This window comes from Bradyrhizobium sp. S3.7.6 (assembly GCF_054061875.1).
In genome coordinates this window covers 123,434-147,999 of record NZ_JBSSEQ010000004.1, presented here as the reverse complement: position 1 = coordinate 147,999, position 24,566 = coordinate 123,434, and the positions used below count along the sequence as shown (strand labels likewise).

Here is a 24,566-nt window from a genome sequence, read left to right as displayed (position 1 = left end):
CCCGCGCCCTGCGGCCGGCCTGGACAGCTCCGACCCGCTATCCGGGATGCTGCCCGAAAACTAGTGGCGCAGAGACTGCGCCAACGGAACACTTGGATGCCCTCACCGGCCACTCGAAGCCAGTCCCAGCTCCTTGCCCAGCAACGCAGGCTGAGAGAGACCGTTCCCAAGCCCATCCGTCTTTGCGGCGCCGCATCGTCGTTTGGAACGAGGCCAGATTTTGAGGTTTATGCTATAGTAAATTTTGCTCTATCAAAGCTTGGCTGCTGACGACGTGGTTCCGGCGAATGTCTATGGGAGAAGCCACTTTTCTGATTTCTGCATACGCTTGACGCTCCGGCCGAAGCAACTGCGGGTGACCGCAGAGGAAAGTGCCTATCTCATTCCGGAAGCGGCGCGGCTACAGTCTCGCTATTCAGGACCATCTCATTGAATCTGAACAGGCAGAACGATTGAATGAAGTACTCAGCGGATCTGACCTGCACCTCGTGAGCAATGCCGGCCACATGGTAACTTACTCCGATGGTGGCGGCTTTGCAGAGACGATCGATAATCCGAATATACGCTCTTCTGTAATGGGCCCGATGATGTCAAGCCTCCCGAGTGAACGTCACGCCGCCGAGCTCATGCTTCTGTTCGTGGTCGACGCCTGGCCGCCACATCATGCTGTCAGAGGGAGCGGTGAGCCTATCTAGATACGCGTGGTTCGTCGGACGACGGCCACTGGGCGTGTAACGGCTTCACCGCATCCACCATCCCGGCGACGGGACTTCGGGCACCGGGCTTCAGTTCATCCCGGTTGCGTTCTTGATCTCCTCCACGTCTTCTATGCTGCGATTGAGCCCGCTTCGGCCCATCGGTAGGTCGTGCCATCGACCCAGATCCGATGCAGGATCACTGCGAGCTTGCGTGCCAAGGCGACCTTTGCGCGCTTCGAGCCTCTCCGCTTGGCGACGTCCATCCCCCAGCGTTTGAGTTTTGAGAACCGCGTGATGCGCGATAGCAGAACGTTGGCGGCTTCGTACAAGGCCGTCCGCACCGTCTCATCGCCGGCCAGCGTGATTCCGCCAGTGACGTCCTTTTCTCCCGATTGATATTTCTTTGGCGTGAGCCCGAACAGCGCGCCTGCTGCCTTTGACTTTACAATGCGATGAGGATCATCAATCGCCGATTTGTAGGTGATGGCCACCAGGGGACCAACGCCTGGTACTGTCATAAGCCGGCTGCAGACTGCATCATCACGCACAATTGCCAGCACAGCCTTGTGTAGTTTTCCGTATTCTGCCTTCAGGGCCGATCGTGCCGAAAGCATCGCACCAGCAATGCGCTCCAATGTCGCCTGGCCTGCAACCAACTCTCGAATCCGCGCTTCGAAATTCCTTCGCGTCACCGGGCCAACCTTCAGACCGAAGCCGCGCAAAATCCCTCGGAACTTAATTCTACATCGATCAGCCGCCCGAGAAGCTGTTTGCGTGCGATCAGGAGTGCCCGGATCTCTTGCGCATCAACCGACTTTGCGTGTACCTGCCGAAACCATCCCATCCGGATCAACTGGGCGATCCCGCGGGCATCCTTGCGATCCGTCTTGACCGTCATTGCAGATAATGCGGCCTTCACGTGCCGCGTTTCCAGCAGAACTGTTTCAAATCCTGCACCTTTCAGGCCTGCATGCAGCCATTGCGACAGCGGCCCAGCCTCCAGCCCGATCCGCTTCACTGCAAAGCCGAGCGTCTCAAAAAACTCAACTAAGGCGTCGGGTTCGCTCGCGACCTTCGCTTCCTTCAGGATCTTACCCTGGGCGTCCACAACACACACGCTCGACAGTTCCAATGACACGTCGATTCCGGCATAATTCTCCACGGCTGTCCTCCGTCTCCAGATGCTTGGGGCCGACTCAAGTCGTGACCCCGTTTCATCATCTATCGGGGGACAGCCACCATCATGACCCCTTGCTCTGGAGCCGGGCCCATTACCGCATCTAGTCATCTGAACGCAAGTTCGCCACATTAGTTGATAGCTCGAATCTCTACAGAGGAGAGAGCTCGTGGCGAATGCAGGTGAACGAGGCCGGCCGATCGCGCCGTTGGTGCTTAGTCCGCAGGAGCGGGCGTACTTGGAGAGGCAAGTTCGTCGTCATCGCGTTGCCCGATCGCTATCTGAGCGCTGCCGCGCGATCCTGCGGTGTGCGGATGGCTTGCCAAGCAAGTCCGTGGCTGCCGAACTCGGCCTCCACGAACACACCGTTGGCAAGTGGCGTCGCCGATTTTTGAAGGATCGCTGTGATGGCCTGCTTGACGAGGCCCGCCCTGGCCGCCCTCGAACCATCAACGACGATCAGGTTGCTGAGGTAATTGAGCGGACATTGCGTACAACGCCACCCGACGCGACGCACTGGTCGATCCGCTCAATGGCTGGGGAAACTGGCTTTTCCCACACCACGATCCGCCGAATGTGGATGGCGTTCGGCCTGCAGCCGCACCGCAGCCAGACATTCAAGCTGTCGAGCGACCCGCTGTTCGTCGACAAGGTCCGCGATATCGTCGGCCTTTACCTGTCCCCACCGAACCGAGCCCTTGTCCTCAGTATCGATGAGAAAAGCCAGATCCAGGCCCTGGATCGCGAGCAGCCGGTCCTGCCGATGATGCCGGGCGTACCGGAACGGCGCACGCACAGTTATGTGCGGCATGGTACGACCTCGCTGTTTGCCGCGCTCGATGTCGCCTCGGGGTTCGTCATGTGGCGAACTTTAGATTCACGTGACTAGCTAGGACGTGGACTCATTGTAAGCGTCGTTCCGCTCCCACCTTTTCGGGGCAGATGGGATAGGCGAGTTTCACGATCTCTTTGAAGGGATCGGTTTGTGTCTATGTTTGACCATACGCTTAAGTCGGATGTAACGGCGCGCCGGCTGGAAGTGATCACGGAGACGGGACGACGTCGTTGGTTCTCCAAGGACGACAAGGCCCGGATTGTCGGGGAGACGCTGGTACCAGGCGCGGTCGTTTCCGAGATTGCACGGCGACACGGGCTGACCCCACAACAAGTGTTCACTTGGCGCCGGCAAGCGCGCCGGCAGCCGGCGCCGGGCGACGTCTGGTCTTTGGCGCGACATCGAGCTTCGAGCACGCCAGTCGTGAAGCATCAGCCGAATGCCGGCTCAGGAGGACGGACCTCGTACATTGAAATCGGCCGATTCCTGCCTGGGCTGTGCTGGCTGAGCGCCCTCCAGAGAACCCGCTCCGGATCGAGGCTTCCCTGACCATAGCAGCCGACCCCGACCTTCGACTGGTCTCGGAGCGCAGCCCTTACATGCGGACAGAGCGATGATACGCGCCCAGCCGCCAGGTGACTCGGCGGGCGGTTGGGTCGCGGTTTCAAATGCTCACCCCACCCGCAGATTTTCTGCTGAGTCTTTCCCGCGATTGTTCACGACGTCGAACCTGACTTTGGCGCCCTCTGCGAGCGACGTGTAACCAGCTTTCTCAACTGCCGAAATATGGACGAAAACGTCCTTGCTGCCATTGTCAGGTTGAATGAACCCGTACCCCTTTGTCGGGTTAAACCACTTCACTGTCCCCATAGCCACTTAACTTCTCCATTTTTCAAAAACGAAAACTAGTGCCGGAATTCCGACAAAAGAAAGGCTGGTCGCGGCGGCGCATGTCGGCGCCCTGGTCGGGCTTGCGAGGTCACGCGGGCCGTATTTACCCACCGCTCAAGCTTAATTTCGGAGTTTGGTTGCGCTGATCGCAGCGCTGACTACGGTTGAGTTCACCGGACAAATTGCCCCTGTCTGGGTCCAGCGTGGCGAAATCGGCGCGCCATCATATTCGGATCGCCGACTTCGTTCCTCATTAGCGGAGTTCAAGCCATGTGGCCCTTCGGCGTGTCGGCGCTGTGCCTAGCGCTCCTGATTGTCGGAGCCGTCGCCTTCATAGTTGTCAGTCTTGATTTTCCTGACGAGTCGAGGCCGTAGACTTACGGAATCGCCCAGGGCACAGGGTACTATGTGCCGAACACATTGCATTGCTGAGGCCATTACTGACGATGCTGGCGGGGTGCCCGGTAGGCACCATTCGGCGCGGTGTCGAGGAGATCGTCGCGTCCGTCGCCCGACGCCGCTCGGTTGGCGCAAGGGGGCAATCGCTGCGCTCAGCTCGGCGGGCGCGGATCTTTCGGAACTCGGTCTACCAGAATGTTCTATCTACTTCACCGATGTCCGCATCGGACCATCGGCATGCGCGCCGGCGATCCACGCTGATCAATGGGATTGGTCGGTCGGCTTCTATCCCGGCATGGAGCCAGGCACCGGGCGGAGGGCTATAGCCGCGACCTTTGAAGCGGCGCGCGAGGCGTTCGAGGCCGCATGGTCTGAATTGCGGCTCACCGTCCCCGAGGCCGCCTTTGCCGAATGGCGCCGTGATCGCGACTGGCGTGCGGCGATGGCAGCCAAGCGGGCGCGGGGTGAGAAGCGCGATAGTGAGATCAGATGATAAGGCTCGAGAAAGCCGGCCAGGATCTGCGCGTCTGCCAAAGGCGGCGCCGGCGTGGGGGTTTAGACTGGATTCACATACTTAAGTGCAGCCCAGGAAGCCGCCATTAAGGCGGCCCTACTTCGTGGGCCTACAACGGTGCACGGCGATGCGCCCACCCTCATTAAATTCCAGGGACGCGCTCACCATGCGATCGCGAGCAGGTAGAGGATGGTTGCGCCGTCTTCGCTGGGCTTTAGGTCATCCAGCCGCGACGCTGGGTATTTCTTCAAGTGGCGCACCCAATAGGAGCGCAAGCTCTCGCGGCCTCCGATCGTCACCTTGTCGCAGCTGCATTCGGTCACAGAATCATCGACATACATCCGCAAGATCGCTTCAATATCGCCAGCTCGGTAGGCGTCGAGCCAATCAACTGCTGCCGCCACCGGATCAAATGCCATGTGCCCCCTTGAAGCACGATCTAGAACCGCTCCACTGAACTCATCCTGAACAAATTGGTCAGAAGATGGGCCGCCAGGGCACATGAAAAGGGCCGCTGCTTTTGGTGCAGCGGCCCTTCATTTCCGGGTTTCAAAATTTTCGAAATGAAATCTGCCAGCCTCCCCGGTTTTGTCAAGATTTCCCGAGAGCTTCAGGTCCGGCAATAACATTTGTGAATCGGCGGGTAAGAACGACCCCGGACGTCCTGGGCTGGCTCCGACGCTCCCGGGCCGCCCGACGCGCCACTCATAGCGACGCGACAGCGAGGCGCAAACGATTGGCATCCGGGGGCAAGTCCCATTCCGGATTGCAGGCCGGACAGGGCGCCCCGGCGCCCCCACAGCTGCAGGCACGTGAGCCTTCCCAGGGGCGGTTCGGGTGGTTCTCGCAAACCAGCCGAGGTCGTCACAATTGGCGCACCTGCTGGCGACGGGGAAGTGCCGCGCATGCCCGAAGGATTTCAGATCAAGGTCAACAAGGATGGCTGGCGGCACTGTGGTGTCTCTATCGATGTGAGCGGCCCAGGCGCCTCCGGGGCTGGAGAGGAGCGGAGACGCCGGGACCGCCACGACGCACCGGCTCAGGCTGGGCGCCGGTGACTACTCTCCGCCCGCGGATTCATCGCGCGCTCTAACAATGTATAGTGTCTAGATTAACTTTGTGAGCATCCTCCGTTGCCCCTGCGCAACGCTCTCTGTGTTCCTTGGCGGAACAGAGCCGACGAAATATTCCTGACACAAACAGCTGCTTCCATGCCTTCAACCGGGCGCGGTGTTTGTATCCTTAGTTGTTTTCATTCCCGGGGCTGGCTTTGCTCGAACCTATTTTTTTGACGGGTGTCGATAGACTTTGGACAGGGCCGCCCCACAAAGGCGGCCCTTTCTTCTGCGGGCTTCACACCCTATCTGCGGCTTATACGTACCGCGTTCGAATTCTGCCTACCGACCGCCGCCAAGATGGTACCGGCGGGCCCCGACTGGATCCACGAAATCAAATAGGATGGCTACCGGCTGCGCGTCGAGCGCAAGGGCCGCGACGTTCGGCTGCTCACCAAGAATGGTCTCAACTGGATCCTCCAGGCAGCGCTGAAGAACCGCGAGCAGCAGTTCGTCATCCACGGCGAGGCGGTGGTGCTGGGAGTCGACGTCGGACTTCAACGCGCTGCACTTGCGCCGGCACTATGACGAGGTTCAGCTCTATGCGTTCGACATCCTGGCGCTGGACCGAGCTAGCATGACCGGTCTTGAAGACTGAACGAACACGGCGAGTCGATTTCCAAGCGGAAATATTCGTGTATGGGCGTGACCATTTCGCCCAATAGAACGAAACACGAGCACAGATTCAAGTTTTGGCGTCGGCCCGGCGCTTAACGTATGTGAATCCCACGCCACTCCCGTTTGGTTAAGATACTCAATGAGGTGGGTGTTGGAGTTATTTGAGGAATGCTGCTGGCGCCCTACACTGAGCGAGGCAGCTGCCTCCTGGACAGCCTTTATTTCTTGATTGTTCGTGGAGTGAGATATGTTGCTATCAGAAAAGTTCAACGAGCGAACCATCGCTAACATGGATGTGGCATTGGAACGGGCCTGCAGGCTCATGCCGGTTGCCTTCGAAGCACATCCGGCCCGGAAGTTCGTAGCGGAGAAGATTGTCGAATGCGCTTCGCTTCATACCCAGACCCTCGGCGGGCTGACGGAGGCTGGCAGACGTGCGGTGGCCGAGATTGCCGCTGAGATTGCCGAAAGCAATTGAGCTCAGCGTGTACTCATGGACCTGGGCTTGCCAAGGCAGAGATCTTACAGCTCGCATAGTGGACCGGCGAAACTCGGGTTTTTTCTTCGCGATCTTGTCACGAGGGTCGTCCGGGTAAGGACGTTACTGCCATCGACACGCTTGTCGCCAAGAATACCATTGTAGATTAGCGCGGGGTCTACACGAATATCTCCAAACACCGCATTCTGATGACCGCGGGCTTGGCTGTTGTGATGCAACGCTTGCAGGCGAGCACGCCGCCGATAGCCATTCAGAACGGTCTGCTGCGCGTGCGGTTCGTGGACAATTGGCTCCGAGCGCGATTCTAAAGAGATCAGTTACTTCTAGCCGCCAGTGGCAAATCAAAGCTTGCGATTTCAATCACGAAAATCGAAAGCTGCCATCGCGCTGACCGGCCCGCTGGGCAGATGCGCAAACCCCTATGGTCCGGCCGCTCCTTCGGATCATCCCTTAGATCGGAGAGCGGCCAACATTTGGCGGTGCCGCTCGTACGCGCTGGACGTTGTCCGCGGGTTACTGGATGCCCGGTCCAACAGCATGCGTCGTGGCGGCTTTGCGGGCTGCCGCAAATCGGCATTTCAGCTTTTTCGCCAAATCGCGTCGGTTGAGTCGTCTACCGGGCAGAACGGGGTTTGTTTCGGTGTTAGCGTGCATCATTGCCGACCACTAAAATGGGCGTCGGCAACTGAGAGTTCTTGCACTCCCGCCTTCAAACCGGGAGCGCAAAATGCTTCACACCAACGCGATACTCGCGTCCTTGTCTGCCAGTGACACGGCCGCTCTGAGACCTCACCTCAAAGCCACACATCTGCAGCAAAAAACAGTGCTGTATGAAGCTGGCGACACGATCAATGCCGTTTACTTTCCGCTCGGCGCGGTGGTGTCTCTCGTCGTGTCGCTTGCGACCGGCGAAGTGACGGAGGCCGCGATGGTGGGCAGGGATGGCGCTATCGGCATGGCGTCGGCATTGGACGGAAGAGTCGCGATGAGCAGAGCTATCGTCCAACTTGGCGGCGATGCCATGGTGTGCGATTCGGCTGCATTCAACGGCGCTGTCCTGCAATCAGTGAGTCTGATTGCAAAGGTCATGCGCCATGAGCAAACCTTGTTTGCGCAAGCGCAGCAATCAACGGCCTGCATGGCCAATCATGAAATTGATGCCCGCCTTTGCCGGTGGTTGTTGCGAGCCCGCGATTTGTCCGCAAGCGATCATCTTCCTTTTACACAGGAATTTCTCGCTGAAATGCTTGGCGTCCGACGCACGAGCGTGACCACCGTAGCGCGCACTCTTCAGGAAGCCGGGATGATCAAATACACGCGGGGCAAAATCGAAATCATTGACGTCGAAGGTCTGCGTGAAGGCGCCTGCGAGTGCTACGAAACGGTTAAAGAGCAGCACCGGAACTTGTTGGGCGAGCTACCGAGCACGTCTTAGCCGGCTTTGTAAGGACCGTGGAGAGGGAGCCCGTCATGCCACATCGTAAACTGATCGCGCGCTTGCAGGCGGTAGGTGCTCTATCTGAGCAAGATCAAGCCAAGCTCGCACGGATGCCGTACAAGCTCAAAACGCTGGGCAATGGCGAATATGTCGTGCGCCAAGGCGACAGGCCCACCTGTTCGACGGTTGTAATGAGCGGGTTTCTGGCTCGTCAGAGGGTGATCTCCACCCGCAATCAAATCTCTTCGTTCTATATCGCGGGCGATATGCCAAATTTGCACGCGCTGCACCTGCCTGTCATGGATCATGAGCTTTGCAGCGTTGGCAACTCGATGGTCGCTTCTGTGCCTCACGTGTATCTCAAGGAGCTCATGAATGACTCACCTGGGATTACGCAGGCGTTTTGGCGGGAGACGCTGATCCATGCTGCCCTATATCGCGAATGGGTCGAAAATCTTGGATCGCGCCATGCCTTGGGCAGAATTGCGCATCTCCTTTGCGAGATGGCAGGCCGATTGGAGCTCATCGGAGCCCTCGACAATGGCAGCAGCTTTCGTCTCCCATTTACGCAACAGAACGTTGCCGATGCATGCGGGCTGTCAGTGGTACATGTCAACAGGACGCTTCAGGAGCTTAGGCAGCACGGCCTGATCGAGTGGCGGAATCATATCGTCCAATTCCTTAATCGGACCGCATTGGAAGACATCGCTGAGTTCGACCGCGGCTATCTTCATGCGCTGGAGACAGACCGTTCCCCTATCCGCAGTGCGAAGGTTACCGCGTCAGTTTCCGCAACGCAAAATCAGGAACGGCGGCCCGAAATCCACCGCGACCAAGCGGACTGAGACGCCCTACTTCTTGTATTTCGTACTGATATGAATGTTGAAGATTGGCTTTGCCGGCTTCGTCGGTTACTTCCACGCCCCATTCTTTGCCGGGACGAAGCTTCCCATCGATGTCCTTGAAAAGCTGACCGGCATAGACCGTGGCCTCACGCCAAGCCGCTTCGTCGTCTGGCAAGTCCTCACTCTGGACGTCGGTGGTTGGATCTAGGTTGAGAACCTTGAAGAAATAGCGTGGCATGGCACGAGAATGCTCAGCGCGAACGAGCGTTCCAATTCAACGAAAGTTACTCGTCGCCCGCTCGCGGCCTGGTCGCTCAGCGGTGTTCCTGTAAAGACCGCCGGCTGCGCTCTATGAGGTCCCGGCTTTTTTCAATTTATGGCCCGCGTTTGCCGAAGAACAAGCGGCAAGTCCGCGAGTTCTCCATGCTCCCTGAGCGAGCGCTTGACCGTCCCCCGCCCAGGGAACTCGCCCTGCCACAAGAACACCATAGATTTTGACAAGCCTTCCCCACGCCCTCCGGTTCGCGAGGGTAAACCTCTAGGCCCCGGCTCATCCCCCATTTGAGCTGGGGCCCTTTCACTGACTCACATTTCCGGAGACCATGCATAGATCCCGGCTATGCTTAAGACCTTCGACTTTTGCCTGCGTACGGCGGCTAAAGCCGTGCCTGAGGGCCAAGACTGGTTCCACGAGATCAAGTACGACGGCTACCGCCTGCGCGTGGAGCGCAACGGAAGCGCCATCCGACTGATCACGAAGAACGGCCATGACTGAGCGCTTCCCCTGGATCGTGGAATCGGCCCTGAAGAACCGGGAGAGCCAGTTTGTCATCGATGGGGAGGCAGTCGTGCTAGGCGTCGATGGCGTGTCCGACTTCAACGCCCTGTCGCCGGACCAAGGAATGGATCAAGGTGAAGAACCGGGCTCATCCGGCGATGTCGCGAGAACTTTGATGATCGATCGCGAGCCACCGACACCAGCAAGCCGGTCGGAGACATAGAGCACCTGAAGGTGTTTGCGACCGAAGATGCGGCGACGGCATGGTTTGCGAAAAACGACCCGGGGGGCGTAGCCTTCGAGTATGAGGTGATTAGGCTTGACGCCCCTAGCCGCCCGACGATGAACCACGTCGGCCGCCGCACTTTGATCTGCATGGCGCTGATCCTCGCGCTCGTCGTCGTTTGGCAAATCGTCCGCTAAGTGGCACCCTGCTGACCAACCTATTGGGGCCGGCCCAGGCCCCCGCGCAAGCACCAGCGGCTGGATCGGCACCGAAGTAGCGCCTATCCTCTCCCCATGACCAATGATGCCGCCCTCACGCGCCGTCGCAGTGACAATCCCCACCAGGAGACTTGGTATATCTACTTCACGGATGTCCGCATCGGGACCATTGGCGTGCGCGCTGGCGTACCAATCCACGCCGATCAATGGCATTGGTCGGTCGGCTTCTATCCCGGCATGGATCCAGGCACCGGGCGAAGGGGCATAGCCGCCACCTTCGAAGCCGCGTGCGAGGCCTTCGAGGCCCCTTGGACCGAGCTACTGCCCACAATCCGTGAAAGAGCCTTTGCCGAATGGCGCCCGATCGCGACTGGCGGGCCGAGGTTGCGGCCAAACGAGCGCGAGGCGAGCTCGATCGTGAGATCAGAAACACGCTGATGCGCTGCGTCTGCGGGACCACATTCGACAGCTGGAATCCGGCGGAGGATTACCCGCACCGCGCGATATCACGGCCGCGCAGGCGGCCAATGGGAGACGCCGATGAAGCACGCCGCAGAAAGACCCTACGCGGACCCGGAGACGGCCGCGCGCAAGCTCGTCGAGCTCGCAGCCAACGTCCAGGCCGTGCAGGACGGTCGCATCTACATCGAGCGGATCAACGCGCCGTTCATGTTTGAGTTGAAGGGCAGCGGCAGCGAGTTCGGCGCAGGGCTCAAACACGCGGTCGCGCACGGCTGGCTGGAGCTCCACGAGAGTGGGACCTATGTAAGGCTCAAGAAAGCCAGCGAGGATCCGAGGGTCACATAGCCCGCCAAAGGCGGCCCCGGCATGGGGGCTTTTGGGGCATGGAGGCCGGGGCCGCTGGAGGTACTTGGACCCTGGGAAGACCAAGCGAGTGCGAGCTTACCCGCAGCTCAAACCGCCATTCTGTTCGCTTCTGCACATTCGCGATGATGTTCGGGATAGAAACTTGCCGACTTTTCCCGACTGGATTGACATGCTTAAGTGCAAAGTGTGCGACGGTTGGAAATAATTTTGCGTCACCAGACAATGGGTATCCAGACGGAGAGCGACCATTGAGTGAGCGTGCACCTTCGCAGTCGAGATTTTTTATACGGCAGGGAGCGAAAGGTTGGATGGTTTATGATCGAGAACGTAGAGGACCAGCCCTGATTGGGGCCGAGTGGGCGTCAGATCTTACCATGGCGCAAGCCGAACGCGTGAAGCAGATGCTGATCAGTCAGCCCGATGGGGAAGGTCTGACTTTAAGTAGAGGATTCATATGGCGCACTGTCTGATCGTTCGAGTTCACGGAAGGCAACTGGATCAACTCCGTGACGAAGCTTCCCGCATTGCACGAGGGCACAAGGTGGACTGGTGGATCGAGCGCGGGCGGAAGGGAACTCAAATCTGCTTTGAGGATGCTCAAGCAAAGAAAGCGTTCGCCTCGATCTGCGAAAATTTCGCCATTCAATATGCTGAGGCCTAGCTGAACGTCCGCAGCGTAAAGAGGCCGCCAATTACGGCGGCCTCTTTAGGTGATCAGCTGTCCGGCTGATCCACCTCAGGCGCTTGGGGGCTGGGGTCAGGCGCCTCTTCACTCTTGGCTGATAGATCTGCGGCCTTGGAAAGAAGGCCAGCCGCAACGTCTGGGTCCGTCGTTGCCTTAGCAAATTTCAGCAAGGTTGCCGCTTGGTCCGCGAGATACTTCTTCCCGGTCACTGTCCGTCCTCGTCACTCAACGTACGTGCGACGATTCCTGAGGAGGGTAGTAAGTTCCGAGAATTGTTCAAAAATGCACATAGCATTTTAGTTCCAATTGTTCCCGACTTGCCCCTAGGATCAAAGTCCTGATCTACCCTCAAACTTAGCGATATTGCGCTGCGGGTGAGGCTGTTTCAGTTATTTGACCAGGAGCGGTCTGCTCTTGTAAGCGTCGAGTTTCACTGCGAGGATCAAATTGACCTTTTGGGGCCGGCGGATCGCCTCGACCGCGACATCTATTTGGTGCTTGCAAGACTTCGGCGCGCGTGCTGGTTGCGCCTGGCGTGAGACGGATGAGGCTGACACCGACCTCGAGGGCATCCTGCAAAATCTCCTGTCTGGCCAGTACGCCTATCCAGTCCGAATTGTATCCTTCAATCCCATCGAGGGGTGGCCGCGGGATGCGACTTCCGACGTCGCGGATGCGCTGGCCCAGCGCGTAGCCGAGACCGACGCCGAGATCTCATCTGCGCTGCAACTTCATCGCCGCCAACGCCACACGACGCCTTGACATGCAGCTAGCGCTGCCCCTGCGCGGGGTCGCCTTCTGAGCCCGAGGAAAGGCCGGTGGCAGCCGGTACGATGACCGCGCGTTCAACTGTGACGATCTCCACTGGTAAACTCCCCTTGGCGGTTGATGCGGTCATAACGAAACGTGCAGCCATGCGCGTGGGCAAATACTCCCGCCTCTGCAATCGCGAGGGCGCGCGTGTTGCCAAATGCGCGCTCGAAGTACCGCTCTCGAATTATCAATTTCTGGTCCGCCCCGATCGCATCCAAAGCCTTCGCCAGCCGGAGCAGGTAGTTCTCTCGCGTTTCCATGAAGGCCCCGCCGTCCGTTGCTAGGAACCGTTACCGTCCAGCCCGGCTTTTACATGCGTTTCGGACGCATGAGGCTATTCAATTGGTAGCCCGAGCGGCTCCAGCCCTGGGCCCTCCCCCCGGCCTGGGGCCGTTTGCCTGGTGCAACGACCGGCCAGCGCCAGCGGACAAAATCCACACCCATGACCGGCGGTAGCGAGGGCCTTCCGCGCCGCCAGGAATCGATAATTTAACGCAGGTTTGCCTGAGCGGCTTTGGGAACGTTCTGTGGTGGCGTCGCTTGGACAGCAATGACGAGCACGACCGTAGTTCTCATTACAGGCATGCTGAAAGCGCTTCGCGTGGTGCGCATCTACGGCTTTATGGTCAAGCGCAGAGACGGTCTGTATTGCCCCGGCACCAACCAGCCGGCATGCTCGACCGCTTTGGCGGAGAGGATGGTTGAAGGCGGCTGGCTGGTGAAACACGGAGAGCGTTATCAGCTTACGGACAAGGGTTGGCAGGCAGGAGAAGCCGGTTCGGATGTCGGGTGAGCTAGATCAATCCCAGGGGCGCCCAGTGAAGATCACTCTGGGCGAGATGCGCGAAATGGGCTTGCGCGGCGTCCTCGTCTATTGCGCGGACTATCGATGCAGTCACCATGTCGCCCTGAGCGCCGATCACTGGTTCGACGATATGCGGCTCTCAGACATTGAGCAGAGGGTTGCTTGCAGCGGCTGCGGCCAACGCGGTGCGGAGGTCCGGCCGGGTTTCGAAAGCGGCAAGCCACCGCAATTTGCGCTCTCAAAGTGAGACACGGCCCCAACCATTAGCAAGCTGGAGCCGTGCTGTCATCACGCTTCCAACCCACGGAAGGAACAGGCCAGAAGCGACTCGAAAATGCTGCATACCCGAGAAGGTTCCTGGGTCGGCGGGCCTTCCCTCTGCAATCTAACGCACGTTAAGCAAGCCACAGATGTCAGGTCCGGTGCGACAGATTTGACTTGAAAATTACCGAATTTGCCGCCGTAGGATTTCCTGACCAGGGCTGGTTCCATATTTCAGTTGGATTTTTTACACGGGTATTTTTTTAGAATGAAGCCGCATGCGGAGACTGCTGCGGTGGACTGCCGGGCCCTTCAGGGTTTTGGAGCAAAAATGATCTTCCACGAGATCAATCGTGAGGCTACCTACCTTGCGGTGTCTGAGTTGGGTCAATCGCGTCACTATAATCGCGTGCCGCTCTCTTCCGCTCCACTCTGTGAACGGAAATCGTCAGACTGCACCGGCATGTCTCACTCGGGCCACAACCGGATTCCTCTTGGAGCGCTCGCCACATCGTATCGGCGCCTACGTCCCTCAGATTTGGCACCTCTGGAGTGAACAATGCTCCGCCGGAATCAGCGAGTGCGCCTACGCACTATGGGTGTTGTCGTCAGCGCTCTTCTCCGTCGTTCGATCACCATAAGCGATGTGGTGTTCATGATTACACAGCTTGTTAACATAATTGCACTCGCGATTATCCTGGTGCTTGCGCGGCGGTTCCGTAACCACATCTGCACCGCGCATGCGCGCCAGCTTCACGTCTTACGAGAGTTGTGTCTGGAAAACGTACTCAGCTAGCGTGCATGTCGACAGCCAGAGGCCGGTCGCATGCCAATTTCAGTAGGAAGATCATCGAGACGAAATTCTGCCTCTGTTGCGGCGGCGCTGGCGTTTACACGGCAACGGGTTGATGGCTTAGGCCCGTCTAGGAACGTTGGACCGCTTTCGTCGGGCGGCATTCAGCTACGAGCTGGCGCTCTGCTTCGGCCTTGTCTTTCGCCAAAACAGCGAGCGCGTCGTCAATGACCGTCAGCGCTGAGGATCCACAAGGCCTTGCAATTTGGCGAGGGCGAGCTGATTATCGAGGTCGCCTAAAAGCAGTGCATGCTGACGGGCCTTAATGGCCTCATCCAAAGCGACCTGCGCGGTGGCGCGCTTGATAGCAAGCTGTTCGCCTCGCTTCGTCAGCGAGGCGATGGTGGTTTCGTATTCCTGCATCGGTGATTTTCGGAAGGGATTTTTCATGCCCCGAGTGTAACCCGACGCGATGTGATTGCGCAGGTCTGCATCGTGGAGCCGTCCACATTCGGCGCAGGTTATTGTGGCGCACTCCACATTTCTCGCGCGTTTTCGGAGAGCTGGCGCGCGAAGCAGTGTGGGCAGAGAGCACACAAACATGCGAACGGCGGAGCTTACGAGTAAGCGCGGGATGGAGGTCGGAAAAGGGCCTCTTCGCATGAGGGAGGTGCTGTTATTAATATACCCCTCACTGCGGCCAATCCTTGTAGAGCGTGATGCCGATCATTATCAGCGAGTCGATTGCGACCGCTATCGGGCAGACAAACGGCAGCTCTTCCAGCACGCCAATAACAACCGCCCGGACGCGGAAAGTTCTCTTCATATGCGCAAAGCGCCAGCCTGCCGCACCCATCGACATCTCCGGTTGGCCCCCAGCAGCAGCGGTCTCACTCTCCAGCGGGAAGCGACGTTCGGCTATTGCCTATTCGGTTGTATCCCTAGATCAAGGTGAAGGAACCCTTGCAAGCCCACGTCCGCTTTGCTCTCAGAGGGCGACGTTGAGGCCCGACATGGCTTCATATCGGCCTTGGGCCAACTGGCGACATCATGGGGTTCTCTTCTAAGAGAAATTGAAGTGGAGAAGATAGAGCAAGTATGCGACTACGAGCGCGCCCTACGGCCACTGAAAGTCATAATAGAGGTTTGTCATCGCTCATCGGTAACCTTCCGGTGAATACCGGTGAATCCCGAACTCGTGGATCAATCGGTCGGCGAGGTTGGCGAACCTCGCTCGATGAAGCCCTTGGCCAGGGCATGATAGATACCCTCGTCGCAAATCATCCGCGAGGTTGCATGCGCGATCAGCGCAGCCGCCATCAATGGTACGACCATGCCGTGATTGTCGGTCATCTCGGTCACGATCACGAATGCGGTGATCGGCGCCTGCACGACGCCAGCGAAGTACGATACCATGCCGAGCAGCATGATCGCACCGAGCGGTGCGTCGTGGAAGATCGAAGCGACATTACTGCCAATGCCGGCACCGACGGCAAGAGACGGGGAGAAAATGCCGCCCGGTATGCCGCTAATCGCGGCAAAGGTCGTCGCCAGAAGCTTGAAGACGCCGAAATCTTGCGGCAGCGGCGAGCCATGATCAAGCGCTGTCTTCACCTGCGAATAGCCCGTGCCATAGATCGTATCGCCGGATATCAGGCCGCAGATCGCGACAGCAAGGCCGCACGCGAATGCGAACCACAGCGGATTAGCCTTGATTGCACGGCCGAGTGGATTCTTGAAGCCGCGAGCCATCGTGATGACGATCCGGCTGAATAACCCACCGGCCAGTCCGCCAACCACGCCGCAGATCGGAATGGCGAGCCAGTCCGCGCCGCGCGCAAGGGCTGCCGCGCTGCTGCCGAAATAGGCGTAGTTTCCGGCCAGCACGAGCGACGTCAGGCCTGCAGCGATCACGGCGCCAATAATGAGACTGGATGTGCGGGTTTCAAAGGCGCGGCTCATCTCCTCGATACCGAAGACGATTCCCGCCAGCGGCGTGTTGAAGGCCGCAGCAACGCCAGCGGCGGCGCCGGCCAGGATCAGCCCAGGCTGGCGGCGCGGCGAGAAGCGGCCGAGCGCAAACATGATGGAGGCGCCGACCTGAACGGTCGGCCCCTCTCGCCCTACAGAGGCGCCGCACAGGAGCCCGAACAAGGTGAGGACCATCTTGCCGATTGCGATCCGGATTGAGACGAGACGCTCGCGTTCACTCTGATCCGTCAGATGCCGCGCGGCGATCGCTTGTGGGATTCCACTGCCCTGGGCGTTCGGGAACAGGCGGATGGTCAAATAGGCCGACAGCATGAAGCCCAGCGGCATCACCGCCAGCACGACGTAACGGGACTTGGCAAGCAGGAGCGTAAAGCCATGCTGCGCGAGATCAGCGAGTTGAGCCAGAGCCACCGCCGCTGCGCCGACTCCGATCCCGCCGAGCAGGAAGATCGCTCGCCGTTGCCATCGTGCGGAGGTGATTTTGAATAGCCGCTTGTGGCGGTTCGAGAGGAGCGTCATGATAAGATCGAATCAAAAGGGCTCGGCTATAGGCCGCCGCTTCAGGCAGCATTAGACTTCGGTCATATTGTTTCAAGCTGGGTTTGGCTTAAGATCGCCTCATGCGGGGAATGATCATAGTCACGCTAGGTTTTTTAGTGCTGGCGCTTGCGTTCTCACGAACACACCAATTCGTGATCCAGCCGACGAAGCCGCTTCCCCCTGTGAATGCCCTCGCCGACTGAGGCGATCTTACCCCATTGAGCAGTGTACGCCCATTGTGTTGAAGTGTGGCGATTTAGTGAAGTTCTTCAATTCGGAAGCCCGGCTTCAAGGTAGGCGATCACGTCCGCCATAGCCCCCACAAGCAACTGATGCTTGAGTTCAAGGCAACGCGCGAGGTGGGCTTCGGGTCAAAATGCGAAGAACTCAGAGTGAGCAAAATCAGTCCGCTCCACCCCACCAAGCCGACCTCGATGAAAGGTGTCGTCACTTCGCTGATGGGCCATGTGTGGACGTATATGGACCCCGCCCGATTGCAACGACTGGCTTGATCAGGATCGACGGCCACAACTGCTGACGTATATCCGGCTTCTTGATGCGGCTGGACAACGTCTCCGCCGCAAGCCTCGATGGTTTTCGCCCGCTTCCACCTCAACGGCCCCGAGACATCGGCGCAAGCCATGCCGGTCCACACATCAGGTTCGGGAAGCGACGGGGTGACCGTTTCGCCATCTCCTGCCATTTGTTGCAATTGCCGGTGAGACCTCCTTTCCTTGATTGCCGCTTCGCTTCAGGCCGCCTTCACCGAAAGCGCCGGCTCATAAGCCGCGCCGCCTGTGAGCATAGCCCACACGATCCGCGCGTTCTTGTTGGCAAGAGCCACGGCCGCGACATTGGGATGGCGCCGTTGCCGCATCTTGCCGAGCCAGAGGCTTCGCGGATCCTGCTTGCCATTAGCACGGCTTAAAGCGGCGCGAGCTCCGTGAATCATCAGCGTCCGCAGGTATCGATCGCCCCGTTTGCTGATGCCGAACAAGCGGGCCCGCCCTCCACTGGATCGCTGCTTGGGTACCAGACCAAGCCAAGCCGCGAACTGTCGGCCGTTCTTGAAACAGCTTCTATCGCCCACGGCGGCGACCAAGGCTGTTGCTGTCACAGGTCCGACGCCTTCGATTTTGCCGAGCCGCTGGCACTGCTCACTCGTACGGAAGATTTCCCTTATCCGCCGGTCATAGGCTGCAATGCGGGTATCAAGCTCGGACAACTCCTCTTGCAGTTCCCTCATGAGCGCTCGGAGCATCTCGCTGAGGTCGTCATTGATGTTTCCTACGATGACCGCGAGGCCACGCCGCAGCTGCGCGATGTCACGGGCAATGACAATCCCATGCTCGGACAGAAGACCGCGAATCTGATTGACGAGCCTGACTCGATCGGCGACCAGGCGCCGGCGAATGCGGTGGACGGCCTGTACCGCCAGCTGATCGGTTGATTTCGGTGGCACGAAGCGCATGGACGGACGACCGACCGCTTCGCAGATGGCTTCCGCATCGTTCTGGTCGTTTTTGTTCGACTTGACGTATGGTGTCACGAACTGAGGGCTGATTAGTCGGACCTGATGGCCAAGCTCCGTGAGCACGCGAGCCCAATAGTGTGCCCCGTTGGAAGCCTCCATGCCGACCAGGCAGGCCGGTAAATTGGCGAAAAAGCCGGCCACCGCATCGCGACGTAACCTCTTTCGCACAACGACTTTCCCGTGGTTGTCGACGCCGTGAACTTCGAAGACATACTTCGCCAGATCTAGACCTATCCGAACGACCTGCATAACATCCTCCTTCGCTGCAGTTGACGCTTGAGATTCCACCGCGGCAAGGGCGGGGTCCATACCATTGGCTCCAGGTTGGCAAGAAGAATCTTCACGTCACAGCATTGGTCGGACAGCCATGTGTTCGGACTGTTTGCGCGGTTCACATGACCGCTGGCCATAATGCCCTCCGCGGATCAGATCCCGGTCAATACCTCGCATTCGACGATGCTGTGGCCCATGTGGGTTGTCCTGATCGCCGGATCGACCGGCACTGCATTACGTGCTGTTCGCCTTCCCAACCGTTACGTCACGCCGGGCTTTCCCGTGTGATCTCATTTCACGCCGCGAGGGCGGCGGGTTCCTTGTAGCGTTCGTTCCTGGCCATCATCGCCCAAGCCATCCGGGCGAGTTTGTTGGCGAGTGCGATAGCGGCAACCTTGGTGGGGCGCCGGGTCAACAATCGAGTGAGCCAGGGCCGATGATCGGTGCCATGGATCTTGGCATAGCGGATGACGGCGAGCGCGCCAGCCGTGAACAGGCTGCGGATAGCGATCGCCTTGCTTGCTGATACTGCCAAGCTTGTCCTTGCCCCCGCTCGAGTTCTGCTTCGGCACGAGCCCCACCCAGGCCGAGAAGTCCCGTCCCGATCGGAAAGCCTTGGGATCCGCAATGCTGGCGACCAAGGCTGTTGCCAACGCCGGCCCGACGCCGGGGATCACGTCCAGCCGTTTGCTCGTCGCGCTTGATCGATGCCAGGCGATGATGCGTCGGTCGAACTCCAGGATTTGGGCCTTCAATGCCCGCAATTGACTGCCGAGAGCAGCAAGACACGCACGGGCCACCTCGGGGAGCCGGCGGTCGGCTATATCGGCGACGACTTCCAGCAGTTGCTCGACACCCCCGCGCCCGACAGGGGCGACAATCCCGAACTCGGCGAGATAGGCGCGGATTGAGTTGATCACGGCCGTCTGCTGGCGGATGAAGAGATGGCGCGCCCGGTGAAGCATCAGACAGCTCTGTTGCTCGACCGTCTTGGTCGGCACGAACCGCATATTGGGTCGCGTGACCGCCTCGCAAATCGCCTCCGCGTCGGTGCTGTCGTTCTTCTGCCGCTTGACGTAGGGCTTCACATAGGCCTGAGGCATCAATAGCACCGTATGCCCCAACGCCTGCAGTTCGCGGGACCAACGGTGCGATGATGCGCAAGCCTCGATCCCTATAAGACATGGTGGCACCTTCTGGAAAAACGCCAGGACGTGCCGGCGCCGCAACTGACGGCGTACGACCACCTGGCCGGCTGCATCAACGCCATGCACTTGAAAGACCGACTTCGCGATATCCAGGCCGACTGTCGAAAATGACTGCATAGGCTGCTCCTCCGAATCGTGGGAGCCTCAGACGGCGCCCACTCCTTGGCACTCTCGTGCCGGTGGAGGAGCCGTCCACAGCATCAAAACCGGACATCAACCAGCGAAGGACCGTGGGTCTCACAGCACTGGCGTACACTGCATGTCTGCTGCGACGATGAGCGGCCCGTTGTAGGCAGTTCGCAAATCAGCGATGGCCGCATCGAGTTCAAACAGACCGAAATGACTGACGATGAGCTGCTTGACCGCAGCCTCTTGGGCAACGCGTCCGACGACTGCCGGTGTTGCGTGCAAGGGAACATTCGCACCGGGCGCGATTGCAAGATGCATGATCAGGAGGTTCGCGCCCTTTGCGAATTCGACGAAGCCTGGATCGGTGCCGTTTTGGTCGGAGCTAAACACGATCGACACATTTCCGGTCTGCACGCGATAGGCCAAGGTTGGCATATTTCCATGCGGGATTCCGTGCCGTGACTGTCGTTCCCTCGCGCTGCAAAACCACGGATGGATCGCTTTTGACAGCGTCAATCACTCCGACATCAAGTCGAACGCCACCCGCCACAACGCGCCCCATATCGGGCCGCACGCCGCTGCCCCCCTATGAGCCGCCTAACGCCGATCCGAGCACTGGAAATGCGCCAGTCTTCTCGAAGTCTATGGCTGAGTGGGCGGACTTCGCAGCTTGGTGCACGGCAGCACCTCAAGAACCTGGGTCGGAACCGGTCCCGGTGGCCCGGTACATGGCGCAGCTCGCCGAGGGGTACCAAGAAGGCCTCGACGGCCCAGCGATGCATCGAGAGATTTGGGCGCGCATAACACGGCCGGGCCGACCTCGAGCTTTTTTAGGGGGAAGCTCGACGGGCTTGGTAAGCCGCGGTCACGAGACGCAAGGATGGCTTCCATCCCGGGGGTGGCCGGTTTAGGTGGAGGGCCGTCCCGCGACCGCGGATTGGAATCCATCCAATCCTGATCTCCGACAGCTTCGCAGAACTCAGCCGGTTTGAGCGTTCGCTATGTCACTTACCCGACATTAACTTTCGAAGAGACGGCTCCACATCTTGGAGCGGCCTGGCCGATGCGACTCGTCAACATCCGACCGATGCGGAATCTCGCACTATGAAACCAATCAGCCATTTGGACGTACTAGGGTGAGCGGAGCGGACGCTTGCTTCCACAAAACGGGATCGCACCGCTAGACATGCGGCAGGGAACGACAGCGCGTTCGTGAGGGCGATATGCAAGAATGTCAGGAAGCAGAGCGGTACCGAGACAGGCGGGGCAATGTCGAGAACGGGCTAGCGACGTGGCGGACCCGCTGGCCAGGCAGGAATGGCTTCGATTGGCGGCGGAAATGGAGAAGCTGGCCGAAGCGGAGAGTAAGCGCGCCAGCCGTTCCGCGATGGTCATGCCGAGTAAGCGTTCACGGCAAGAAACAATTTGACTAGCTTGTAGCCCTAGGCGACGGCGACGCCGGCCAAGACCGCGACGGCGGTGCGCTCGATGAGCTCGAAGCCGCTCACGCGCGTTGCCCTCGCGCGATAGCCGGACCACACAAGGAGCACGTCCAGCCTGGATCCTGCAGGCGCGATCAAGGCGATGGTCATTGGCCAGCCTTGTTGAAGATATGCGCGGTGGCGATCTCGCGGGCGGGCTGCTCGCCTAGAAAGCCGGCGCGGTCGAGCACGAGAGAGGGACGGTCCAGAGCCGCCCCAATCTCGGCATTTATCGGGGACTGAGCGAGGCGGGAGTCAAAGAACTTTTCTGTTCACTGAAAGCATTTATGTTCCTAGCAATCATTGGCTTCAGCAAAACAGGTTGCCGAGCTGCCACCCATACGGCAGCGAATAGTTGTTGCGAGGTTTGCGCTGATTGTCAGTTTGCGCGTCCGCGCTCACATGGGGTCGATGATGTGGAGAACGTTTCTCGCCTCAGTGGGCTCAAAGAGCCCGAGCACACGTTCGCTTGGTGTTGAGTCGTGGCAAGCATCTGGCCAGCCAGCCAAGTCTACCATGGGTTGACTCTGCTAACCTCGGCGGAAAATCTTGCCCCGTTCGGCCGCGAGCGCAAGCTCCGTCCAATCGCGAGCAAGCTGCAACCAGCATTCTCGATCGACCTGGTCGAGGCTGTGAGTCGCCTCCTCCCGGCACGCCGCCGCCTCCTTATAAAATTGCTGAGCGGAGGCGGTCATCTTGGCATAGTGTGAACAACTTCCCAGGTAGACCGGTCTTCATCGTTGCCTCGGCACATAACCCGCAACACGAACGGAAAGCATGACGCGCATCAAAAAATCTTTTGACGGCTATGTTACTGGCAACACGATTTCGCCACTCCCGTTCCTATTTGCGACTGAGGCCCTTGAACGAGCTCGCCCGAAGTAAACCCTCGGAAGTGATGTCGTGGTATTCAATGTCTGCGAAAAACGTCGGCTCTACCCAGGTTGCCTTGGGCTTCTTGATTGGCCGGGTCAGCTTGGCTTTTGGACTCACGACGGTATCTAGCTTCTTACGGATCTCGCTGGAGACGGTGCGAGACGAGCCCGTCCCGACCTTGCCCATGTAGACAAGCTTTTTCCCTTCCTGCTTCCCCAGGTAGAGTGCGGCGACTCCGGGTGGGGTCATTAATGAACCCGACCACGGGGAATTTGCCTTTCTGAACGGCTTTAATTTTCACCCAAGCTTCATTCCGGTCCGACCGATACGGCGCCTCAACCCGCTTAGAGACGATACCCTCGTAATTGAGTTTTGCGGCGGCCTTGAACAGCTCGTTACCGTCTCCGGTCAGGTGTTCGCTGTAGAGCGCGGGCGCCTCGACGCAGTGGGTATCGAACAACTCCTTCAACAGCTCCTTACGGGCAAGCTGAGACGTTCTGCGGAGATCTTTGCCGTCCAACCACAGAAGATCGAAGGCGTAGTACAGCAGGCGATCCTGGCGGCGTCCTGCCAGCTCTGCCTGCAGTTCGGAGAAGTTGGTCCGGCCCTCGTGGATGACGACGACTTCCCCATCGATGATGGCCGGGGGAATATCGAGAGCGCCGCCGATGGCTGAGAACTTGCTAATCCAGTTGTGGCCGTTGCGGGTGAAGGCCTTTCGGGAATCCCAGTCGATATGAGACTGGACGCGGTAGCCGTCGTATTTGATTTCGTGAATCCAGTCCTCGCCCGCGGGGCTTTCATCTTGAGGGTGGTAAGCTGGGGCTGAATGAAGCCCGGCATCGCTCGCCTGGTACGCTTTGCCACTTACGCAACTCACAATAAAATACCCGCCACAAGGTTGGACCAACGATTCTACCAACGTTACTGAACGTGTCTCCTAACTTTGAAGCCGGAGACGCGTTCCACTAGTGAATACACCCAAACGTTCTCTACAACCGCGAACGCCTTTGCAGGTTGTGTTATTGAGAACGCTTCTCGAACGGCGCACAAACAGGATGCGATAAAACAGAACGCCCCCCAGATCGTCTAAGGAATGTCACTTCTGCTTCGGGTTGGGCCGATGCTGTGCGGCTTGTTCAGAAAGAATTCGCGGTTGCCGAAAGCGGCCTCTGCATATTGGTCAATCGCGACTTGGATGGCCTCGATGTGCGCCCTGCACCAACCTTCACGCGTCGAAAGCCGACGCGTCTGATCGAGCGACTTCAAGAACTCGGGAGCGTCCTCCATGTCGGAAAAATACTTCGGTCGCCTGGGCGCAGAAGTCATCGACCTTCGCCTGCATCCGGCTCAGGAGGGCTTCGGCTGAAGCTGTCCCTATCCCCGCCTGGTGTAACTGGAGGATTTCTTTGCGCTGGCGGCCTATTTGCACGCGCATGCGCTCGATCTCAGAGCGGAGGAATTCGAGGGTGGGCATGACCTAACCTGGGATTTGGCTCAATAGAACGAAACAAGAACTGAGAGTCAAGCTCTGCGGCGCCGCGAGCCGCTGTCCGGGAGACACAGCCCTACGCGAAGCGGAGAGCGCACAAAGGCATCTGGGTCGAACCGAAGCTGCTGGCGGAGATCGAGTACCGGGCCAAGTCCTCCGAGGGAAAGGTGCGGCACCCATTTTTCGAAGGCCTGCGCGAAGATATTTGATTATGCCGTGTACTCATCTGTGGACGCCCCGCGAGATGCAAGCGGTTTTTGAAGAAGATCCGCACGTAGTCGGATGCTGCATCTGTCCGGCCTCTGATGGTGCAGCGATGAAGCTGCGGCCCGTATGGTAGTCCGCAGACCGGAACCCAATCATAAAAGCGTGCTCCAGGCGCGATGAGTACATCTGGTTCTTCCGGCCCCCTCTCGCCGACTGTTGCGCCATACCCTCCTTCGACCGACTACATCTCTGACGACCTCTGGCCCGCAGTCTGATGCAGGACTGAAGCCTTGGCAGACCAGTGGGTCTCTATGCATAACCCCAGATACGCTGCTGGGACGCGCTCCGTAATTTGTGCCCCACGATCTCAACCGCCCGCATCAAGCTGCGTTCCTTAA

27 protein-coding genes and 5 pseudogenes are annotated in these 24,566 nt (G+C 59.0%); 15 read left to right on the top strand and 17 right to left on the bottom strand.

Annotated elements, in window-relative coordinates:
- Positions 1 to 826: 826 nt before the first annotated feature.
- Positions 827 to 1,860, bottom strand: a pseudogene (locus ACVJ5M_RS45990) (IS110 family RNA-guided transposase).
- Positions 1,861 to 2,044: 184 nt separating this feature from the next.
- Here ACVJ5M_RS45990 and ACVJ5M_RS45985 point away from each other — a divergent pair.
- Both ACVJ5M_RS45985 and ACVJ5M_RS45980 read left to right on the top strand, forming a co-directional pair.
- Positions 2,045 to 2,737, top strand: a pseudogene (locus ACVJ5M_RS45985) (IS630 family transposase); the annotation flags it as partial.
- Positions 2,738 to 2,866: 129 nt separating this feature from the next.
- Positions 2,867 to 3,259: a transposase gene (locus tag ACVJ5M_RS45980; RefSeq protein ID WP_144030550.1), complete on the top strand. Its 393-nt coding sequence runs from the start codon at positions 2,867 to 2,869 to the stop codon at positions 3,257 to 3,259.
- 123 nt (positions 3,260 to 3,382) lie between these two features.
- On the opposite strand, the gene ACVJ5M_RS45975 is transcribed toward ACVJ5M_RS45980, so the two are convergent.
- From ACVJ5M_RS45975 to ACVJ5M_RS45965, 3 genes are all read right to left on the bottom strand, one after another.
- A complete protein-coding gene (locus ACVJ5M_RS45975) occupies positions 3,383 to 3,586 on the bottom strand; it encodes a cold-shock protein (protein WP_085398262.1) in 204 nt (67 codons plus the stop codon).
- Between the two features lie 1,089 nt (positions 3,587 to 4,675).
- Positions 4,676 to 4,933 (bottom strand): nuclear transport factor 2 family protein, encoded by a 258-nt coding sequence (locus ACVJ5M_RS45970; RefSeq protein WP_245343896.1) that lies wholly within the window; start codon positions 4,931 to 4,933, stop codon positions 4,676 to 4,678.
- A gap of 978 nt (positions 4,934 to 5,911) precedes the next feature.
- Positions 5,912 to 6,130 (bottom strand): hypothetical protein, encoded by a 219-nt coding sequence (locus ACVJ5M_RS45965; RefSeq protein WP_201266089.1) that lies wholly within the window; start codon positions 6,128 to 6,130, stop codon positions 5,912 to 5,914.
- A 364-nt stretch (positions 6,131 to 6,494) separates the two neighbouring features.
- Here ACVJ5M_RS45965 and ACVJ5M_RS45960 point away from each other — a divergent pair, with 364 nt between their 5' ends.
- From ACVJ5M_RS45960 to ACVJ5M_RS45950, 3 genes are all read left to right on the top strand, one after another.
- The gene (locus ACVJ5M_RS45960) at positions 6,495 to 6,725 is read left to right on the top strand and encodes a hypothetical protein (protein ID WP_085398263.1); all 231 of its coding nucleotides are present in this window, start codon (positions 6,495 to 6,497) and stop codon (positions 6,723 to 6,725) included.
- Positions 6,726 to 7,473: 748 nt separating this feature from the next.
- Positions 7,474 to 8,181, top strand: a complete 708-nt coding sequence (locus ACVJ5M_RS45955) for a Crp/Fnr family transcriptional regulator (protein WP_085398264.1) — start codon at positions 7,474 to 7,476, stop codon at positions 8,179 to 8,181.
- A gap of 35 nt (positions 8,182 to 8,216) precedes the next feature.
- A complete protein-coding gene (locus ACVJ5M_RS45950) occupies positions 8,217 to 9,029 on the top strand; it encodes a Crp/Fnr family transcriptional regulator (RefSeq protein ID WP_354100698.1) in 813 nt (270 codons plus the stop codon).
- Here ACVJ5M_RS45950 and ACVJ5M_RS45945 read toward each other — a convergent pair.
- The gene (locus ACVJ5M_RS45945) at positions 8,959 to 9,267 is read right to left on the bottom strand and encodes a DUF6894 family protein (RefSeq protein ID WP_085398266.1); all 309 of its coding nucleotides are present in this window, start codon (positions 9,265 to 9,267) and stop codon (positions 8,959 to 8,961) included. The genes ACVJ5M_RS45950 and ACVJ5M_RS45945 overlap by 71 nt on opposite strands.
- A 381-nt stretch (positions 9,268 to 9,648) precedes the next feature.
- Between ACVJ5M_RS45945 and ACVJ5M_RS45940 the strand changes: the two genes are divergently transcribed.
- The 5 genes and pseudogenes from ACVJ5M_RS45940 to ACVJ5M_RS45920 all read left to right on the top strand — a co-directional run bounded on the left by ACVJ5M_RS45940 (position 9,649) and on the right by ACVJ5M_RS45920 (position 12,566).
- A complete protein-coding gene (locus ACVJ5M_RS45940) occupies positions 9,649 to 9,804 on the top strand; it encodes a DNA ligase-like domain-containing protein (protein ID WP_245343897.1) in 156 nt (51 codons plus the stop codon).
- Positions 9,797 to 10,030: a DNA ligase-like domain-containing protein gene (locus ACVJ5M_RS45935; RefSeq protein WP_245343898.1), complete on the top strand. Its 234-nt coding sequence runs from the start codon at positions 9,797 to 9,799 to the stop codon at positions 10,028 to 10,030. The genes ACVJ5M_RS45940 and ACVJ5M_RS45935 overlap by 8 nt, the downstream gene beginning before the upstream one ends.
- A gap of 11 nt (positions 10,031 to 10,041) precedes the next feature.
- Entirely contained in the window at positions 10,042 to 10,230 is a 189-nt protein-coding gene (locus ACVJ5M_RS45930) for a hypothetical protein (protein WP_085398267.1), read from the top strand.
- A gap of 561 nt (positions 10,231 to 10,791) precedes the next feature.
- The gene (locus ACVJ5M_RS45925) at positions 10,792 to 11,058 is read left to right on the top strand and encodes a hypothetical protein (protein WP_085402404.1); all 267 of its coding nucleotides are present in this window, start codon (positions 10,792 to 10,794) and stop codon (positions 11,056 to 11,058) included.
- Positions 11,059 to 12,210: 1,152 nt separating this feature from the next.
- A pseudogene (locus tag ACVJ5M_RS45920) lies at positions 12,211 to 12,566 on the top strand (hypothetical protein).
- A 43-nt stretch (positions 12,567 to 12,609) separates the two neighbouring features.
- On the opposite strand, the gene ACVJ5M_RS45915 reads toward ACVJ5M_RS45920, so the two are convergent.
- Positions 12,610 to 12,837: a hypothetical protein gene (locus ACVJ5M_RS45915; protein WP_354099234.1), complete on the bottom strand. Its 228-nt coding sequence runs from the start codon at positions 12,835 to 12,837 to the stop codon at positions 12,610 to 12,612.
- Positions 12,838 to 13,127: 290 nt separating this feature from the next.
- Between ACVJ5M_RS45915 and ACVJ5M_RS45910 the strand changes: the two genes are divergently transcribed.
- The 3 genes from ACVJ5M_RS45910 to ACVJ5M_RS45900 all read left to right on the top strand — a co-directional run bounded on the left by ACVJ5M_RS45910 (position 13,128) and on the right by ACVJ5M_RS45900 (position 14,284).
- Positions 13,128 to 13,370: a hypothetical protein gene (locus ACVJ5M_RS45910; protein ID WP_085402400.1), complete on the top strand. Its 243-nt coding sequence runs from the start codon at positions 13,128 to 13,130 to the stop codon at positions 13,368 to 13,370.
- Positions 13,360 to 13,629, top strand: coding sequence for a hypothetical protein (locus ACVJ5M_RS45905; RefSeq protein ID WP_354100699.1), 270 nt, complete (start codon positions 13,360 to 13,362; stop codon positions 13,627 to 13,629). The genes ACVJ5M_RS45910 and ACVJ5M_RS45905 overlap by 11 nt, the downstream gene beginning before the upstream one ends.
- Positions 13,630 to 13,996: 367 nt before the next feature.
- A complete protein-coding gene (locus ACVJ5M_RS45900; RefSeq protein ID WP_354099233.1) occupies positions 13,997 to 14,284 on the top strand; it encodes a PQ-loop domain-containing transporter in 288 nt (95 codons plus the stop codon).
- A gap of 386 nt (positions 14,285 to 14,670) precedes the next feature.
- Here ACVJ5M_RS45900 and ACVJ5M_RS45895 read toward each other — a convergent pair whose 3' ends face one another.
- From ACVJ5M_RS45895 to ACVJ5M_RS45885, 3 genes are all read right to left on the bottom strand, one after another.
- Positions 14,671 to 14,886, bottom strand: coding sequence for a hypothetical protein (locus tag ACVJ5M_RS45895; protein ID WP_354099232.1), 216 nt, complete (start codon positions 14,884 to 14,886; stop codon positions 14,671 to 14,673).
- Between the two features lie 241 nt (positions 14,887 to 15,127).
- On the bottom strand, positions 15,128 to 15,292 hold the full coding sequence (locus ACVJ5M_RS45890; protein WP_354099231.1) for a hypothetical protein: 165 nt from the start codon (positions 15,290 to 15,292) through the stop codon (positions 15,128 to 15,130).
- A gap of 347 nt (positions 15,293 to 15,639) precedes the next feature.
- A complete protein-coding gene (locus ACVJ5M_RS45885; protein ID WP_354100701.1) occupies positions 15,640 to 16,947 on the bottom strand; it encodes a chloride channel protein in 1,308 nt (435 codons plus the stop codon).
- A gap of 353 nt (positions 16,948 to 17,300) precedes the next feature.
- Here ACVJ5M_RS45885 and ACVJ5M_RS45880 point away from each other — a divergent pair, with 353 nt between their 5' ends.
- On the top strand, positions 17,301 to 17,480 hold the full coding sequence (locus ACVJ5M_RS45880) for a hypothetical protein (protein ID WP_456679776.1): 180 nt from the start codon (positions 17,301 to 17,303) through the stop codon (positions 17,478 to 17,480).
- 239 nt (positions 17,481 to 17,719) lie between these two features.
- Here ACVJ5M_RS45880 and ACVJ5M_RS45875 read toward each other — a convergent pair whose 3' ends face one another.
- The 8 genes and pseudogenes from ACVJ5M_RS45875 to ACVJ5M_RS45840 all read right to left on the bottom strand — a co-directional run bounded on the left by ACVJ5M_RS45875 (position 17,720) and on the right by ACVJ5M_RS45840 (position 23,946).
- Entirely contained in the window at positions 17,720 to 18,751 is a 1,032-nt protein-coding gene (locus ACVJ5M_RS45875; RefSeq protein WP_247296495.1) for an IS110 family RNA-guided transposase, read from the bottom strand.
- A 319-nt stretch (positions 18,752 to 19,070) separates the two neighbouring features.
- Positions 19,071 to 20,100, bottom strand: a pseudogene (locus tag ACVJ5M_RS45870) (IS110 family RNA-guided transposase).
- Between the two features lie 120 nt (positions 20,101 to 20,220).
- Entirely contained in the window at positions 20,221 to 20,538 is a 318-nt protein-coding gene (locus tag ACVJ5M_RS45865; protein ID WP_354100638.1) for an MBL fold metallo-hydrolase, read from the bottom strand.
- 1,016 nt (positions 20,539 to 21,554) lie between these two features.
- Positions 21,555 to 21,704, bottom strand: coding sequence for a hypothetical protein (locus ACVJ5M_RS45860; protein ID WP_354100639.1), 150 nt, complete (start codon positions 21,702 to 21,704; stop codon positions 21,555 to 21,557).
- 732 nt (positions 21,705 to 22,436) lie between these two features.
- Positions 22,437 to 22,655, bottom strand: a complete 219-nt coding sequence (locus ACVJ5M_RS45855) for an ATP dependent DNA ligase (RefSeq protein ID WP_456679775.1) — start codon at positions 22,653 to 22,655, stop codon at positions 22,437 to 22,439.
- Entirely contained in the window at positions 22,603 to 23,391 is a 789-nt protein-coding gene (locus tag ACVJ5M_RS45850; protein WP_456679774.1) for an ATP-dependent DNA ligase, read from the bottom strand. Before ACVJ5M_RS45850 ends, ACVJ5M_RS45855 begins: the two co-directional genes overlap by 53 nt.
- Positions 23,392 to 23,558: 167 nt before the next feature.
- The gene (locus tag ACVJ5M_RS45845; RefSeq protein WP_354100642.1) at positions 23,559 to 23,798 is read right to left on the bottom strand and encodes a hypothetical protein; all 240 of its coding nucleotides are present in this window, start codon (positions 23,796 to 23,798) and stop codon (positions 23,559 to 23,561) included.
- On the bottom strand, positions 23,698 to 23,946 hold the full coding sequence (locus ACVJ5M_RS45840; protein ID WP_354100643.1) for a hypothetical protein: 249 nt from the start codon (positions 23,944 to 23,946) through the stop codon (positions 23,698 to 23,700). The genes ACVJ5M_RS45845 and ACVJ5M_RS45840 overlap by 101 nt, the downstream gene beginning before the upstream one ends.
- Before the next feature lie 74 nt (positions 23,947 to 24,020).
- Here ACVJ5M_RS45840 and ACVJ5M_RS45835 point away from each other — a divergent pair.
- Positions 24,021 to 24,170: pseudogene (locus ACVJ5M_RS45835) on the top strand (ATP dependent DNA ligase); the annotation flags it as partial.
- Positions 24,171 to 24,566: the final 396 nt, after the last annotated feature.